10 protein-coding genes are annotated in these 14,099 nt (G+C 66.3%); 5 read left to right on the top strand and 5 right to left on the bottom strand.

All coding sequences use genetic code 11. The annotated features are described in order from the left end of the window. Nucleotides 1-894 (bottom strand): LysR family transcriptional regulator, encoded by an 894-nt coding sequence (locus tag QM712_RS16190; protein WP_415024114.1) that lies wholly within the window; start codon nucleotides 892-894, stop codon nucleotides 1-3. Nucleotides 895-1,117: 223 nt separating this feature from the next. Here QM712_RS16190 and QM712_RS16185 point away from each other — a divergent pair, with 223 nt between their 5' ends. The 5 genes from QM712_RS16185 to QM712_RS16165 are packed head-to-tail and all read left to right on the top strand — an operon-like array spanning nucleotide 1,118 to nucleotide 7,086. Then, on the top strand, nucleotides 1,118-1,594 hold the full coding sequence (locus QM712_RS16185) for a formate dehydrogenase subunit gamma (RefSeq protein WP_415024113.1): 477 nt from the start codon (nucleotides 1,118-1,120) through the stop codon (nucleotides 1,592-1,594). Next, nucleotides 1,591-3,147 carry an NADH-ubiquinone oxidoreductase-F iron-sulfur binding region domain-containing protein gene (locus QM712_RS16180; RefSeq protein ID WP_415024112.1) on the top strand — a complete coding sequence of 519 codons (1,557 nt, stop codon included), beginning with the start codon at nucleotides 1,591-1,593 and terminating at the stop codon, nucleotides 3,145-3,147. The genes QM712_RS16185 and QM712_RS16180 overlap by 4 nt, the downstream gene beginning before the upstream one ends. Before the next feature lie 10 nt (nucleotides 3,148-3,157). Then, complete coding sequence (gene fdhF / locus QM712_RS16175; protein WP_415024111.1) at nucleotides 3,158-6,031, top strand: formate dehydrogenase subunit alpha; 2,874 nt, start codon at nucleotides 3,158-3,160, stop codon at nucleotides 6,029-6,031. Between the two features lie 4 nt (nucleotides 6,032-6,035). Beyond that, the gene (gene fdhD / locus QM712_RS16170) at nucleotides 6,036-6,863 is read left to right on the top strand and encodes a formate dehydrogenase accessory sulfurtransferase FdhD (protein WP_415024110.1); all 828 of its coding nucleotides are present in this window, start codon (nucleotides 6,036-6,038) and stop codon (nucleotides 6,861-6,863) included. Next, nucleotides 6,853-7,086 carry a formate dehydrogenase subunit delta gene (locus QM712_RS16165; protein ID WP_415024109.1) on the top strand — a complete coding sequence of 78 codons (234 nt, stop codon included), beginning with the start codon at nucleotides 6,853-6,855 and terminating at the stop codon, nucleotides 7,084-7,086. Before fdhD ends, QM712_RS16165 begins: the two co-directional genes overlap by 11 nt. On the opposite strand, the gene QM712_RS16160 is transcribed toward QM712_RS16165, so the two are convergent. From QM712_RS16160 to QM712_RS16145, 4 genes are all read right to left on the bottom strand, one after another. Further along, nucleotides 7,061-10,030 carry a bifunctional [glutamine synthetase] adenylyltransferase/[glutamine synthetase]-adenylyl-L-tyrosine phosphorylase gene (locus QM712_RS16160; RefSeq protein WP_415024108.1) on the bottom strand — a complete coding sequence of 990 codons (2,970 nt, stop codon included), beginning with the start codon at nucleotides 10,028-10,030 and terminating at the stop codon, nucleotides 7,061-7,063. The genes QM712_RS16165 and QM712_RS16160 overlap by 26 nt on opposite strands. Beyond that, complete coding sequence (locus tag QM712_RS16155) at nucleotides 10,027-11,487, bottom strand: ATP-binding protein (protein WP_415024107.1); 1,461 nt, start codon at nucleotides 11,485-11,487, stop codon at nucleotides 10,027-10,029. Before QM712_RS16155 ends, QM712_RS16160 begins: the two co-directional genes overlap by 4 nt. Continuing rightward, entirely contained in the window at nucleotides 11,471-12,151 is a 681-nt protein-coding gene (locus QM712_RS16150; protein ID WP_415024142.1) for a winged helix-turn-helix domain-containing protein, read from the bottom strand. Before QM712_RS16150 ends, QM712_RS16155 begins: the two co-directional genes overlap by 17 nt. Before the next feature lie 273 nt (nucleotides 12,152-12,424). Continuing rightward, nucleotides 12,425-13,999: a Do family serine endopeptidase gene (locus tag QM712_RS16145; RefSeq protein ID WP_415024106.1), complete on the bottom strand. Its 1,575-nt coding sequence runs from the start codon at nucleotides 13,997-13,999 to the stop codon at nucleotides 12,425-12,427. Between the last annotated feature and the right edge of the window lie 100 nt (nucleotides 14,000-14,099).

Here is a 14,099-nt window from a genome sequence, read left to right as displayed (position 1 = left end):
CTAGGACTGCAGCGTCGGCGCCACTTCTCGCGCCACATTGACCAGCGCCGCGATCAGCGGCGTCATCGGGTCGCGCTGCGGGATCACCATGCCGATGCTGTAATTGACGTCGGGATCGCTGATCGGGATCGAGCGAACCGTGTCGGACAGACCAAGCGTCTCGGCGAGCTTGGCCGGCATGACGCTCGCCCACCGCCCGGTCTTGACGTGGGTAAAGAGCACGAGCAGCGAGTTCGAGGTCAGCGTCGGGGTCGCCTCCGCGCCGACCGAGCGCAGCGCGCGATCGATGATGCGGCGGTTCTGCATGTCGGGCGTCAGGAGGCACAACGGCACCTGCCCGACCTCTTTCCAGGTCACCGTCTCCCGATCGCCGAACATCGCGTCGGGCGCGGTCAACAGGCGATAGCTCTCGTTGTAGAGCGGGATCGTGCGTACCTTGCCGATCGGCTCGTTCTCGATATAGGTCAGCCCCGCGTCGACCTCGAGATTTTCGAGCAACCCCAGCACCTCCGACGACGTGGTGGACTGGATGCGGAAACGCACCTCGGGATGCTTGGCGCGGAATGGCGTCGTCAGCGCGGCGACCATGCCCAGCACGGTCGGGATCGCCGCGATGCGGATCTCGCCGGACAGCTTGTCCTTCAGCGAATTGATCTCCTGGCGCATCGCGCGGGCGTCGCCGACGATCCGCCGCGCCCAGTCCAGCGCCCGCTCGCCCTCGGGGGTAAATCCCTGGAACCGCGACCCTCGCTGGACCAGCATGACGCCCAGGATCTCCTCGAGCTGCTTGAGCCCGGTCGACATGGTCGGCTGCGTCACGCCGCAGGCTTCCGCCGCGCGTCCGAAATGCCGCTCCTTCGCCAAGGCCAGCAGCAGTTCAAGCTTGTCGATCAACCGGTCGTCCCCTCGGATCTCGTCGTGGCATACAAGCTAGCACGCCCCACCCCCTCCAACACGCAAAAACCGCCCGGCGGAACCGCCTCGATCGCATTTTCGTATCGATCGATCGCTTCCGTCAATCGATCTGGATTCCTGATCGCAGCATGAGACTGCTTTATTGATCTTCGAATGATTCCAAATAGCTTAGGGGGTGGGACGCTCTGTTTGAGAACGAAGAATGACAGCGGTTTACGAGCCTTGGGACGAGACGCGCGGTGCCGAGATCATCGCCGAGCATGCCGGACAGGAAGGGGCGACACTCGTCATCCTGCACGCCCTCCAGGAAGCGTTCGGCCATGTGCCCGAGGCGGCCATCCCGATGGTGGCGCAGGCACTCAACCTGTCGCGTGCCGAGGTCCACGGCGTCTTCACTTTCTACCATGATTTCCGGCACAAGCCGGCCGGCCGCCATGTCCTGAAGCTCTGCCGCGCGGAAGCCTGTCAGGCCGCCGGAGGCGATGCGCTGGCTGCCCGCGCGGAAGCCAGGCTTGGCGTTTCCCTGGGCCACACGACGGCCGACGATCGCGTCACGCTGGAGCCGATCTACTGCCTCGGTCTATGCGCGACCGCCCCGTCCGCGATGCTCGATGGCCGCCTCGTCGGTCGCCTCGACGAGAAGCGCCTCGACGCCCTGGTGGCGGAGGCGCAACGATGAGCATGCGTCTATTCGTCTCACGCGATGCCGCCGCGGTCGCCGTGGGTGCCGACGACGTCACGTTGGCGCTGCAACAAGCCGCCGCGGCGCGGGGCCTGCCCGTCGAGATCATCCGGACCGGGTCACGCGGACTTTGCTGGCTGGAGCCGATGGTCGAAGCCGCGACGGCACGCGGCCGGATCGCATTCGGCCCGGTCAATGAAGCCGACGCAGCATCACTGCTCGACGCACTGGCGGCCGACGCTCCCCACCCGCTGCAGCTCGGTGCCACCGAGGAAATTCCCTGGCTGAAGCGCCAGACTCGCCTCACCTTCGCCCGCTGCGGCGTCATCGATCCGCGCTCACTCGACGATTACCGCGCCCATGGCGGCTACAAGGGCCTGGAGCGCGCGCTGTCCCTCGGCCCGGATGCGATCCTCGCCGAAGTCACCGCGTCCGGCTTGCGCGGCCGGGGCGGCGCGGGCTTTCCGACCGGCATCAAGTGGAAGACGGTGGCGCAGGCGAAGGCCGACCGCAAATTCATCGTCTGCAACGCCGACGAAGGCGACAGCGGCACGTTTGCCGACCGCATGATCATGGAAGGCGATCCGTTCCTCGTCATCGAGGGGATGACGACCGCCGGCATCACCGTCGGCGCGACCAAGGGTTACATCTATATCCGCAGCGAATATCCGCATGCGGTGGAAGCCATGAACGCCGCCATCACCGCGGCGAAGCACGGCGGCTACCTCGGCGACAAGATCGCCGGTTCCGCACACAGCTTCGACCTCGAGGTGCGGGTCGGCGCCGGCGCCTACGTCTGCGGCGAGGAAACCTCGCTGCTGGAGAGCCTCGAAGGCCGACGCGGCATCGTGCGCGCCAAGCCACCGCTGCCGGCGCACCACGGCCTGTTCGGCAAACCGACGGTCATCAACAACGTGTTGTCGTTCGCTGCCATTCCCTTCATCCTTGCCGAAGGTGCCAAGGCCTACGCCGATTTCGGCATGGGCCGCTCGCGCGGCACGATGCCGATCCAACTCGCCGGCAACATCCGCCATGGCGGACTGTTCGAAACCGCGTTCGGCGTGACGCTCGGCGAGCTGGTCGACGTCATCGGCGGCGGCACGTTGACCGGCCGTCCGGTTCGCGCGGTTCAGGTGGGCGGCCCGCTCGGCGCATATTTCCCGCGCGCGCTGTTCGACACGCCGTTCGACTACGAGGCTTTCGCCGCTCGCGACGGCCTGATCGGCCACGGCGGCATCGTCGTGTTCGATGACACCGTCGACATGCGCAGGCAGGCGCGGTTCGCCATGGAGTTCTGCGCCATCGAATCCTGCGGCAAGTGCACGCCATGCCGCATCGGCTCGACCAGGGGAGTCGAGACCATCGAGAAGATCATCAACGGCGAGCGCGTGAACGAAAACCTCGCGCTGGTCGAGGACCTCTGCAACACCATGAAGTTCGGCTCGCTCTGCGCGCTCGGCGGCTTCACGCCCTACCCGGTGCTCAGCGCATTGAAGCATTTCCGGGAAGACTTCGCCCCGGCACCGACCACGCTCCAGGCCGCGGAATAGGACAACGACCATGTCTCTGATCGAAGAAATCGACTTCGGCACGCCGCCCTCGAAATCGGAAACGATGGTGACGCTGACCATCGACGGCAAGCAGATATCCGTGCCCGAGGGCACCTCGATCATGCGCGCCGCGATGGAAGCAGGCCACCAGATCCCCAAGCTCTGCGCGACCGACATGGTGGACGCGTACGGCTCTTGTCGCCTCTGCCTCGTCGAGATCGAGGGCCGCGCCGGCACGCCGGCCTCCTGCACCACGCCGGTGATGCCGGGCCTTGTCGTGCATACGCAGACCGACCGGCTGAAGAAGCTGCGCAAGGGCGTGATGGAGCTCTACATCTCCGACCACCCGCTGGACTGCCTCACCTGCGGTGCCAACGGCGATTGCGAGCTGCAGGACATGGCGGGCGCGGTGGGCCTGCGCGACGTACGCTACGGCTATGAAGGTGAGAACCACGTCTTCGCGAAATCCAACGGCGATGTGAATGCCGCCTGGATGCCGAAGGACGAATCCAACCCCTACTTCACCTACGATCCCTCCAAGTGCATCGTCTGCTCGCGCTGCGTCCGCGCCTGCGAGGAAGTGCAAGGCACTTTCGCGCTGACCATCTCCGGCCGCGGCTTCGACAGCCGCGTCTCGCCGGGCATGAACGAGAGCTTCCTGGGCTCCGAATGCGTCTCCTGCGGCGCCTGTGTTCAGGCCTGCCCGACCGCGACGCTGACGGAGAAATCCGTGATCGAGATCGGCCAGCCCGAGCATTCGGTCGTGACCACCTGCGCCTATTGCGGCGTCGGCTGCGCCTTCAAGGCCGAGATGCGCGGCGAGGAAGTTGTGCGCATGGTGCCGTGGAAGGACGGCAAGGCCAATCGCGGTCATTCCTGCGTCAAGGGCCGCTTCGCCTGGGGCTACACCAACCACAAGGAACGCATCCTCAACCCGATGATCCGCGATCGGATCGAGGATCCCTGGCGTGAAGTCTCCTGGGACGAAGCATTCACCTTCGCCGCCGCGAAGATGCGCGGCATCCAGGAGAAATACGGCCGCGATGCGATCGGCGGCATCACCTCGTCCCGCTGCACCAACGAGGAAACCTATCTGGTGCAGAAGCTGATACGGGCCGGCTTCGGCAACAACAACGTCGACACCTGCGCCCGCGTCTGCCACTCGCCGACCGGCTATGGCCTCTCCACCACGTTCGGCACGTCCGCCGGCACCCAGGATTTCGACTCGGTCGAGCATACCGACGTCGTCGTGGTGATCGGCGCCAATCCCGCCTCGGCCCATCCCGTCTTCGCCTCGCGGCTGAAGAAGAGGCTGCGTCAGGGAGCGAAGCTGATCGTGATTGATCCGCGTCGCACCGAGATGGTGGAATCGCCGCATGTGAAGGCGCTGCATCTGCCCCTGATGCCGGGCACCAACGTCGCCGTCATGACCGCGCTGGCGCATGTCATCGTCACCGAGGGCCTCGTCAACGAGGCCTTCGTCCGCGAGCGCTGCGACTGGAGCGAGTTCGAGGAATGGGCCGCCTTCGTCGCCCAGCCGAACAACAGCCCGGAAGCAACCGCCATCCTCACCGGCGTCGATCCCAAGGCGCTGCGCGAGGCGGCTCGCACCTACGCTACCGGCGGTAACGGCGCGATCTATTACGGCCTGGGCGTCACCGAGCACAGCCAGGGTTCGACCACGGTGATCGCGATCGCCAACCTCGCGATGGCCACCGGCAATATCGGTCGCCCCGGCGTCGGCGTGAACCCGCTGCGCGGCCAGAACAACGTGCAGGGATCGTGCGACATGGGTTCATTCCCGCACGAGCTCCCCGGCTATCGCCACATCTCGGGCGACGCCGTCCGAGACCAGTTCGAGGCGCTCTGGGACGTCAAGCTCAACCCCGAGCCGGGCCTGCGCATCCCCAACATGTTCGATGCCGCGATCGAAGGCACATTCATGGGGATCTACGTGCAGGGCGAGGACATCCTCCAGTCCGATCCCAACACCTCCCATGTGGTGGCGGCGCTGTCGGCGATGGAATGCGTCATCGTCCACGATCTCTTCCTGAACGAGACCGCGAACTACGCCCACGTGTTCCTGCCCGGATCGAGCTTCCTCGAGAAGGACGGGACCTTCACCAACGCCGAGCGCCGCATCCAGCGCGTGCGCAAGGTGATGACGCCAAAGAACGGCTTGGCGGATTGGGAGGTCACGATCGCGCTCGCCAAGGCCATGGGCTTCGAGATGAAATACAATCATCCCTCCGAGATCATGGACGAGATCGCCGCGCTGACCCCGACCTTCACCGGCGTCTCCTACGCCAAGCTCGATGAGCTCGGCTCGGTGCAGTGGCCGTGCAACGAGAAAGCACCCGAAGGCACACCGGTGATGCATATCGACGGCTTCGTCCGCGGCAAGGGCAAATTCGTCATCACCGAATATATCGCGACCGACGAGCGCACCGGCCCGCGCTATCCGCTGCTGCTGACCACCGGCCGCATCCTCAGCCAGTACAATGTCGGCGCGCAGACGCGACGTACCGAGAACGTGGTCTGGCATGCCGAGGATCGTCTGGAGATCCACCCGCACGACGCAGAGCAACGCGGCGTGCGCGACGGCGACTGGGTGCGGCTGAAGAGCCGCGCCGGCGAGACCACCCTGCGCGCGGAGATCACCGACCGTGTCGCGCCCGGCGTCGTCTACACCACCTTCCACCATCCGGACACGCAGGCCAACGTCATCACGACCGACTATTCGGACTGGGCGACCAACTGCCCGGAATACAAGGTCACGGCCGTCCAGGTCTCGCCGTCGAACGGTCCCTCCGACTGGCAGAAATCCTACGACGCGCAGGCGCGGCATTCGCGCCGCATCGCGCCGGCCGAAGCCGCGGAGTAGCAGCATGCACGTCCCGGTCCAGGCCATCGACCGTACCATCTGGCGCGACGGTGTCGTGTCCGACGGGGCGCGGCTGATCCCGGAGGAGACGCCGCTGGCGCTGACCTACAATGGCGGCACCTATGCCGTGATGATGGGAACGCCGCAGAACCTGGAGGATTTCGCCGTCGGTTTCAGCCTGAGCGAAGGCATCGTGAAATCGGCCGACTCCATCCAATCGGTCGAAATCGTCCGCCTGGACGACGGGATCGAGCTGCGCATGTGGCTCGCGTCCGACGATGCCGGGCGCATCAGCGAGCGACGGCGTCACATCGCGGGCCCGACCGGATGCGGCATCTGCGGCGTCGATTCGATCGCGGAGGCCGTGCGGCCCGCAGCCGTCGTGCCGCAGGGGCAGACCTTCACGCCCGAGCAGATCATGACGGCGATGCAGGCCATCGCCCCGCTGCAATCGATCAACATGCAGACCCGCGCCGTTCACGCCGCCGCCTTCTGGTCCCCTACCGACGGTATCGTCGCGCTGCGCGAGGATGTCGGCCGCCATAATGCGCTCGACAAGCTCGCAGGCTCCCTGGCGCGCAGCCGCACGGCTGCGGACGGCGGCATGGTGCTGCTGACGAGCCGTGTCTCGGTCGAGATGGTGCAGAAGACGGCCGCGATCGGCGCCCCGGTGATCGTCGCGGTCTCCGCGCCCACCGCGCTTGCGGTGCGCACGGCGGAAACCGCCGGCATCACCTTGATCGCCATTGCCCGGCAGGACGGATTCGAAGTGTTTACGCATGGCGGCAGGATCGTCGCACGCCATGCCACGGAGGTTGCCGATGTCGCCTGACCGCTTGATCTACATGGCCAACCAGATCGGCATGTTCTTCAGGAGCCAGGGCCATGACAAGGCGGTGCCGGGGATTGCCGAGCACATCAAGAAATTCTGGGATCCCAGAATGAAGCGCGCGATCTTCGCGCATCTCGATGCCGGCGGCGACGGCCTGGAGCCGAACGTGCGCGAGGCACTCGCCTCGCTGAAGCAGACTACGTCCCTTCCAACAGCGCCCTGAACACGCGCCGCACCTCGCCCTGCGTCTCCTTCACGCGTGCCTCCAGCGAGGAGAAGTCCGGCGCATCGCCGGCACGCGCCATGACGCGCTGGAGGTCGACGCCGGCAGTTTCCGGCTTGAAACGATCGCTGACGCACAGTCTCAGGATCTGCGTTAGGTCGTGATAGAGCCGCGCAGCCGCGCGCAGGATCTCCGCCTCCGACTGCGGAAGTACGCCGAGTTTCGCGGCGTCCTCCAGCACCTGCATCGTGCTGACGTCGAGAATCTCGAGCTTGGCGTGCGCGTGCACGAGTTGGAGATACTGCGCGATGAAGTCGATATCGACCATGCCGCCGGCGGCATATTTGAGGTCCCAATGGTCGGTCTCGCCCTTCTCCTGCGCAATCGCGCGACGCATGTCGGCAACGTCGTTGGCGATGGCAACGGGATCGCGCCGGCGGGTCAGGACCTCTCGGATGACGCGCTCGATCCGCGCGCCGAATTCGGGCGACGCCGACACGACGCGCGCGCGCGTCAGGGCCATATGCTCCCAGGTCCAGGCCTCGTTGGCCTGGTAGTCCGCGAAGGAGACGAGGCTGGAGGCCACCGGGCCGGCGCGCCCTGACGGCCGCAGCCGCATATCGATCTCGTACAGCACGCCGTAATTGGTGCGCGTCGTGAAGGCGCTGATCAGGCGCTGGGTGAAACGCGCAAAATAATGCGCGCCCTGAAGCGACTTCGGCCCGTCGGAGTCAGGCGCCTCGCTGTCGAAATCATACAACAGGATCAGGTCGAGATCGGACGACGCGGTCATCTCGCGACCGCCGAGCCGCCCCATGGCGATGATAGCGGTCTCCTGTCCCTTGATCCGGCCGTGCTGGGCGGCAAAGCGCTCAGCGACGAGGCCATGCACGGTATGGACGATGCCTTCGGCGACGTCGGCAAAGGCCGTGCTTGCTTGTTGCGCCGAGACGGTGCCGGACAGGATGCGTGTACCGATCAGGAACAGGCTTTCCTGCCCGAACAGACGCAGGCGATCGAGAAACTCCTCGTATGAGCCGGCGTCCTGCACCGTGGCCGCAAGCCTCGCCGACAGCTCGCGCTTGTCGGGCATCGCGCCGAAGAAGCGCGGATCGATCAACCCGTCCATGAGCTGCGGCTGGCGCGCCAGCATCTCGCCGAGCCGCGGAGCGGCTCCGAGCACCAGCGCCACGAGCGCGACGAGATCGCGGTTCTGGCCGAGCAACGCGATCAGCCGCCCGCCACGCTGCAGCGCCTGGAGAAAATGATCGAACGCCACCACCGCGCGATCCGGCTCCTCGGCATGCGCAAGGCCATCGATCAGGGCCGGCACGAACTCGACGAAGGCATTTCGCGTCTGATCATTGCGGAAGACGCGGTAGTCGCCGGTGATCCAGTCACGCACCGTCTGCGCGACGGCGGCGGGCTTCTTGAAGCCAAGCGTCGCCAAGTGCTGGAGCAGGCGCGGATCTTCGGGCCCAGCGCTGTAGTCGAGAGCCGGGAGCTTGGCCGTGCCGGTCGGATCGTCGCCTTCGAACAGCTTTTCGTAGTGCCCCTGGACGATCTCGAGCTGGCGCAGCAAATCGCGCGCGAAGGCTGCACGATTGTCGTAGCCGAAAAACCAGGCGAAGCGCTCGACCGCCTCCTTGTCGTCGGGCAGCGCATGGGTCTGCTCGTCGGCGATCATCTGGAGGCGATGCTCGACGCGGCGCAGGAATTCATACGCCCTGGTCAGTTCATCGCGCGCCGTGAAGGTGATCCAGTTGCTGGAGGCGAGCACATCGAGCGCGACGAGCGTCGGCCGCACCCGCAATTCCGGATGGCGGCCACCTGCAATCAATTGCTGCGTTTGCGCGAAGAATTCGATTTCGCGGATGCCGCCGCGACCGACCTTGACGTTGTGGCCCTCGACCGCGATCTCGCTCTGGCCGCGATAGGTCTGCATCTGCCGCTTCATGTCGTGAACGTCGGCAAGAGCGGCAAAGTCGAGATGCTTGCGCCAGACGAAGGGCGCGATCTCGGCGAGAAGCGCATCGCCTGCCCTGGGATCGCCCGCGCAGGCACGCGCCTTGATCATCGCGGCGCGCTCCCAGGTGCGCCCTTCCCGCTCGTAATAATTCAGCGCCGCGTCACGCGAGATCGCGACCTGCGTCGAGGACGGATCGGGGCGCAGGCGCAGGTCGACCCGGAAGACGTAGCCGTCGTAGGTGCGCTGCTGCAGGATGCGCGCCATGCCCTGCGTCACCCGCACGAAAAACGGTTGCGGCTCGATATCGGGCGCAAGCGTCGTGGACTCCGGATCGAAGAACACGATGAGATCGATATCGCTGGAATAGTTCAGCTCGCCTGCGCCCATCTTTCCCATCGCAAGCACGATCAGGCCGCAGCCTTCCTCGGGAGCTTCGGGATTGGGCGGGAGGAGCTTGCCGCGTGCGGCTTCCTGCCGCAGGAGAAACTGGAGCGCCGCCTGCACCGATGAGACTGCGAGATCGGTGAGCGCCGCCGTGACCCGCATCACCGGCCAGACACCGCCGATGTCGCAGAGCGCGATCAGCAGCGCTGCTTCCGATTTCATGCGGCGAAGCACCCGCATCACCTCGGCCTCGTCCGCGGCGGCGAGCACCGCGCCCCTCGCCTCGGCGATCAGTGCCGGCAGATGCGCATCCGGATCGCATCCGAGCAGCCGGATCAGGCGTTGCGGATCGGCGCGCACCAGTTCGAACAGATAGGGTGAAAACTCCGCGATGCCGGCGAGGATGTCCCGGGCGAACGGGTTGACCAGCAATGCTTCGACACTGGCCGATTGTGCCGGCTCGAGCTCGGCCAGCCAATTCCCAAAACGTTGTTCGTCGGTTGTGGAAGCGGCAATACGGGGAGCTTCCGCGAAGCGCGCGGCCAGGCTCTCACCATGCTTGTCCGCGTTTCCCGGCGCGGGGTGGTTCATGCCACCTTCTGTGGCACATCCTGCATTGGAGGAGCAACCCTGTCGCCGGCGCCCGCGCGCGCCGGAAGCACCAGCGTGGCGACGAGACCGGGCCGGGCATCGCCGAGCCGCAATTCCCCGCCATGCAAGGTGGCGACGGCCGAGGCAAGGCTCAGGCCGAGGCCGGAGCCCGGAAGCGTCCGGCTCGCCTCCAGCCGCACGAATCGTTCGACGACATGCTTGCGGTCGGCTTCGGGGATGCCGGGGCCATGATCGGTGACGCTGAGCAGCACGTGGTCGCCCTCGCGCCTGGCCTCGATCATGATCTGGCGGCTGTCGAGGCTGACGACGGTTCCGGGGGGCTGGGCCGCGGGTTCGCCATATTTGATCGCATTCTCGACCAGATTGGCGAGCGCCTGGCTGATCAGTTCGCGGTTGGCGTGAACCGGCGTCGGCTCCGCTTTGACCTTCAGCGTCATGCCGTCGTCTTCGGCGAGCGGCTCGTAGAGCTCGTGGATGCCGTTGGCGACCTCGGCCGCGTCGAAATCGTCCATGTTGCCGCGCGCCTGCCCGGACTCGGCGCGGGCGATCATCAGCAGCGCGTTGAAGGTGCGGATCAGCCCGTCGGATTCCTCGATCGTTCGCTCCAGCGCCGCCCGGTAGTCGGCCTCGCAGCCCGATTTCGCCAAAGCCTCCTCGGCGCGGTTGCGCAGCCGTGTCAGCGGCGTCTTGAGGTCGTGGGCGATGTTGTCGGAGACCTCCTTCAGCCCCGCCATCAGCGCCTCGATGCGCTCCAGCATGGCGTTGAGGTTCTCGGCGAGACGGTCGAGCTCGTCGCCGCTGCGCCCCACGGGCAAGCGCTCGCTGAGATCGCCGGTCATGATGCGTTGGGCGGTGCCGGTCATCGCGTCGATGCGCGTCAGCACCCTGCGCGCCACGAAGATGCCGCCGCCGAGGCCCAGCACCACGACGATCAGGATCGACCATTGCGCCGCCTTCGCCACGATGCCGAACAGCCGGCGCCGCTCGTCGAGATCGCGCCCGATCAGGAGCCGGAAGCCGTTGGTCAGTTCGGTCACGCGCACCAGCGCGCGATGATCGCGATCGTCCGCATCCTCGATCCGGCGGTAGGCGGTCTCCGTCCAGCCGCGCGTCGCCATCACGCCGGGCGCCAGCGAGCCGACATTGCCGGCGATCGCCTGCCCGGTGGGCGTTGTCACGAGATAGAGGTTCGCGCCCGGCCGCAGCGCGCGATACTCGATCGCCAGCACGAGCCCGCGCAAGCCGCGGCGGCCGTAGATCTCGTTGATCTCCGAAGTCTCGGCATTCACCGTCTGGGTGATCTCTTCGGTGATCAGCCGGCGCGTATTCCAGGCGAAATAGCCGAGCAGCGAGGCCGCGAACACCGCGAACAGCAGCAGATAGACCAGCGTCAGCCGGAAGGCCGTGGTGCGGACGAGTTTACCGAATGCCGTCACGGATCATGTACCCGGCGCCGCGGATCGTGTGCAGCAGCGGTCGCTCGAAGCCCTTGTCGATCTTGGAGCGCAGCCGCGAAATGTGCACGTCGATCACGTTGGTCTGAGGATCGAAATGGTAGTCCCAGACGTTCTCCAGCAGCATGGTGCGCGTCACCACCTGGCCGGCATGCTTCATCAGGTATTCGAGAAGGCGGAATTCGCGCGGCTGGAGCGTGAGCTCGTCCTTGCCGCGGGCAACGCGATGGGACAGCCGGTCCAGCTCGAGATCGCCGACGCGGTAGACGGTGTCCTCGGCCGGCCCGCCGCGACGGCGCGACAGCACCTCGACGCGGGCGAGCAGTTCGGCGAAGGAATAGGGCTTGGGCAGATAGTCGTCGCCGCCGGCACGCAGACCCTTGATACGGTCGTCGACCTGCCCGAGCGCGGACAGAATCAGCACCGGCGCGCTCTCGCCCTTCTCGCGGAGGGCACCAATCACGGAGAGGCCGTCGCGCTTGGGCAGCATGCGGTCGACCACCAGCACATCGTAATCGCCGTTCTCGGCCATGGACAGGCCCTCCTCGCCATCGCTGGCGTGGTCGGCAATGTGGCCGACCTCGCGAAACGCCTTCACGAGGTAGTCGGCGGATTCGCGGTCGTCTTCAATGATGAGGAGGCGCATCGTGCGGTCGGCGGCGGTCAAGGAGGTCAACCTTCTCTGAACATGGCGCGAGCGGCAATCGCATGCAAGCCGAGTGAAAGAGACTTGGGTCGAGAAAAAGGCGGGCGGTGAAGCTGGGGGGACCTCACCGCCCTAGACCCTTCCGACGGAGGGGGGCGTATTCCACCGGAAGGTAGGCCGGGGAAGCGAGCATTGCACCGCTCCCCCGAAGGGCGCCGGCGGCGGGGGCGACTGATGCCGGCGACACCCTTCATTTCGTGAGCCTCCTGGGCCCTAGCCCTTGGCGAGGGGCACTGCGACGAAGCGCGACTGGCCGCCGCTCTTCACCCGCATCAGGACGCTGTTCTTGTTGTCGGTCCGCGCCGCATTGATGGCCTCGCGGACATCGCCGGCGGTGGTCACGGTCTTGCCGCCGACTTCGAGAATCACGTCGCCTTCCTTGAAGCCGCGTTCGGCCGCGGCGCTCTTCGGATCGACTTCGGTGACGACGACGCCTTCCTTGCCGGCGCCGGCCACGGAATTCGCGGGAGCGACCGTCATGCCGAGCTTCGGGACGTCCGTGCCGCGGCTCGCACCCTTGCCGCTGTCATTGTCGGTATCGGCCTTGGCTTCGACCGTGTTCGGCAACTGGCCGAGCGTGAGGTTCAGGACCTTGTCCTGTCCCTTGTGCAGCACGTTGAGCTTCACGGTCGCGCCGGGCGCCATGCCGCCGATGGTGCGGGCAAGCTCGCGGGCGTCCTTGACGGCTTCGCCGTTGACCGCCGTGATGACGTCGCCGGATTCGACGCCGGCCTTGGCCGCCGGGCCGTTCGCCTGCGGCTCCGCCACCAGCGCGCCTTCGGCCTTCTTCATGCCGAGGCTGTCGGCGATGTCGGGCGTGACGGGCTGGATCTGCACACCGATCCAGCCGCGGCTGACCGAGCCCTTGTCCTTGAGCTGCGCGACAACGCTCTTCACGGTGTTGGCGGGAATCGAGAACGCGATGCCGACGCTGCCGCCCGAGGGCGAGTAGATCGCGGTGTTGACGCCCATCACTTCGCCATCGGTGTTGAAGGCGGGACCGCCGGAATTGCCCTTGTTCACGGGCGCGTCGATCTGGATGAAATCGTCATACGGACCGTTGCCGATGTCGCGGCCGCTCGCCGACACGATGCCGGCCGTCACGGTGCCACCGAGGCCGAAGGGATTGCCGACCGCGAGCACCCAGTCGCCGATCCGCGGCTTGCCGTCGGCCAGCTTGGCGAACGGGAAGTTCGAGCCGCCCTCGACCTTGATCAGGGCAAGGTCGGTGCGCTGGTCGGTACCGATCACCTTGGCGCTGTAAGTCTTGCCGTCGTCCGTCGTCACCTCGACCTTGTCGGCGCCGTCGACCACGTGGTTGTTGGTCACGGCAAAGCCGTCGGCGGAGATGAAGAAGCCGGAGCCCTGGCCCTGCACGACGCGGCCGCGACCGCCCTTCAGACCCGGGAAACCATCCGGACCACCGAAGCGGCGGAAGAAGCGCTCCATCGGCGAACCCGGCTGGAACGGCGAGGAATCGTCATCGCCGTCGTTGCTGGCGGCCTTCTCCTTGATGTTGACCTTCACCGAGATCACCGACGGCTTCACGCGCTCGACGATATCGGCGAAACCGATGGGACGCTCGACCTTGCGGACCTCGTTGTTGACCTGCGCATGCGCCGGGCTCGAGAACAGATCGGCCGGCGACACCGACGGATTCAAGCCGTAAACGGCCACGCCAAACCCGGCGACGACCGAGGCCATCAGCGCGATCTTGCGGGCGGAGAAGACCGACCGGCGAGGCTGTCGGTAGGACGGGAGGTTGGAAAGATCGGGACGGTCGGTCATGCAGAGATCTCCAGGGCCTTGAATTCCTTTTGGTGCCTGGGGGCAGCACCTTACGCCCCTGAAGATGGGGTGTTCCGCCTTACCGTGCGCTGGCGGCGGG

This window comes from Bradyrhizobium sp. (assembly GCF_047605465.1).
Classification (GTDB): Bacteria; Pseudomonadota; Alphaproteobacteria; order Rhizobiales; family Xanthobacteraceae; genus Bradyrhizobium.
This window is presented reverse-complemented; position numbering and strand designations above follow the sequence as displayed.

Excerpts from the sequence above, each read along its gene's own strand:
- QM712_RS16145 (WP_415024106.1), bottom strand. The coding sequence starts at position 13,999 with ATGACCGACCGTCCCGATCTTTCCAACCTCCCGTCCTACCGACAGCCT.
- fdhF (WP_415024111.1), top strand. The coding sequence starts at position 3,158 with ATGTCTCTGATCGAAGAAATCGACTTCGGCACGCCGCCCTCGAAATCG.
- QM712_RS16185 (WP_415024113.1), top strand. The coding sequence starts at position 1,118 with ATGACAGCGGTTTACGAGCCTTGGGACGAGACGCGCGGTGCCGAGATC.
- fdhD (WP_415024110.1), top strand. The coding sequence starts at position 6,036 with ATGCACGTCCCGGTCCAGGCCATCGACCGTACCATCTGGCGCGACGGT.
- QM712_RS16160 (WP_415024108.1), bottom strand. The coding sequence starts at position 10,030 with ATGAACCACCCCGCGCCGGGAAACGCGGACAAGCATGGTGAGAGCCTG.
- QM712_RS16150 (WP_415024142.1), bottom strand. The coding sequence starts at position 12,151 with ATGCGCCTCCTCATCATTGAAGACGACCGCGAATCCGCCGACTACCTC.
- QM712_RS16180 (WP_415024112.1), top strand. The coding sequence starts at position 1,591 with ATGAGCATGCGTCTATTCGTCTCACGCGATGCCGCCGCGGTCGCCGTG.
- QM712_RS16165 (WP_415024109.1), top strand. The coding sequence starts at position 6,853 with ATGTCGCCTGACCGCTTGATCTACATGGCCAACCAGATCGGCATGTTC.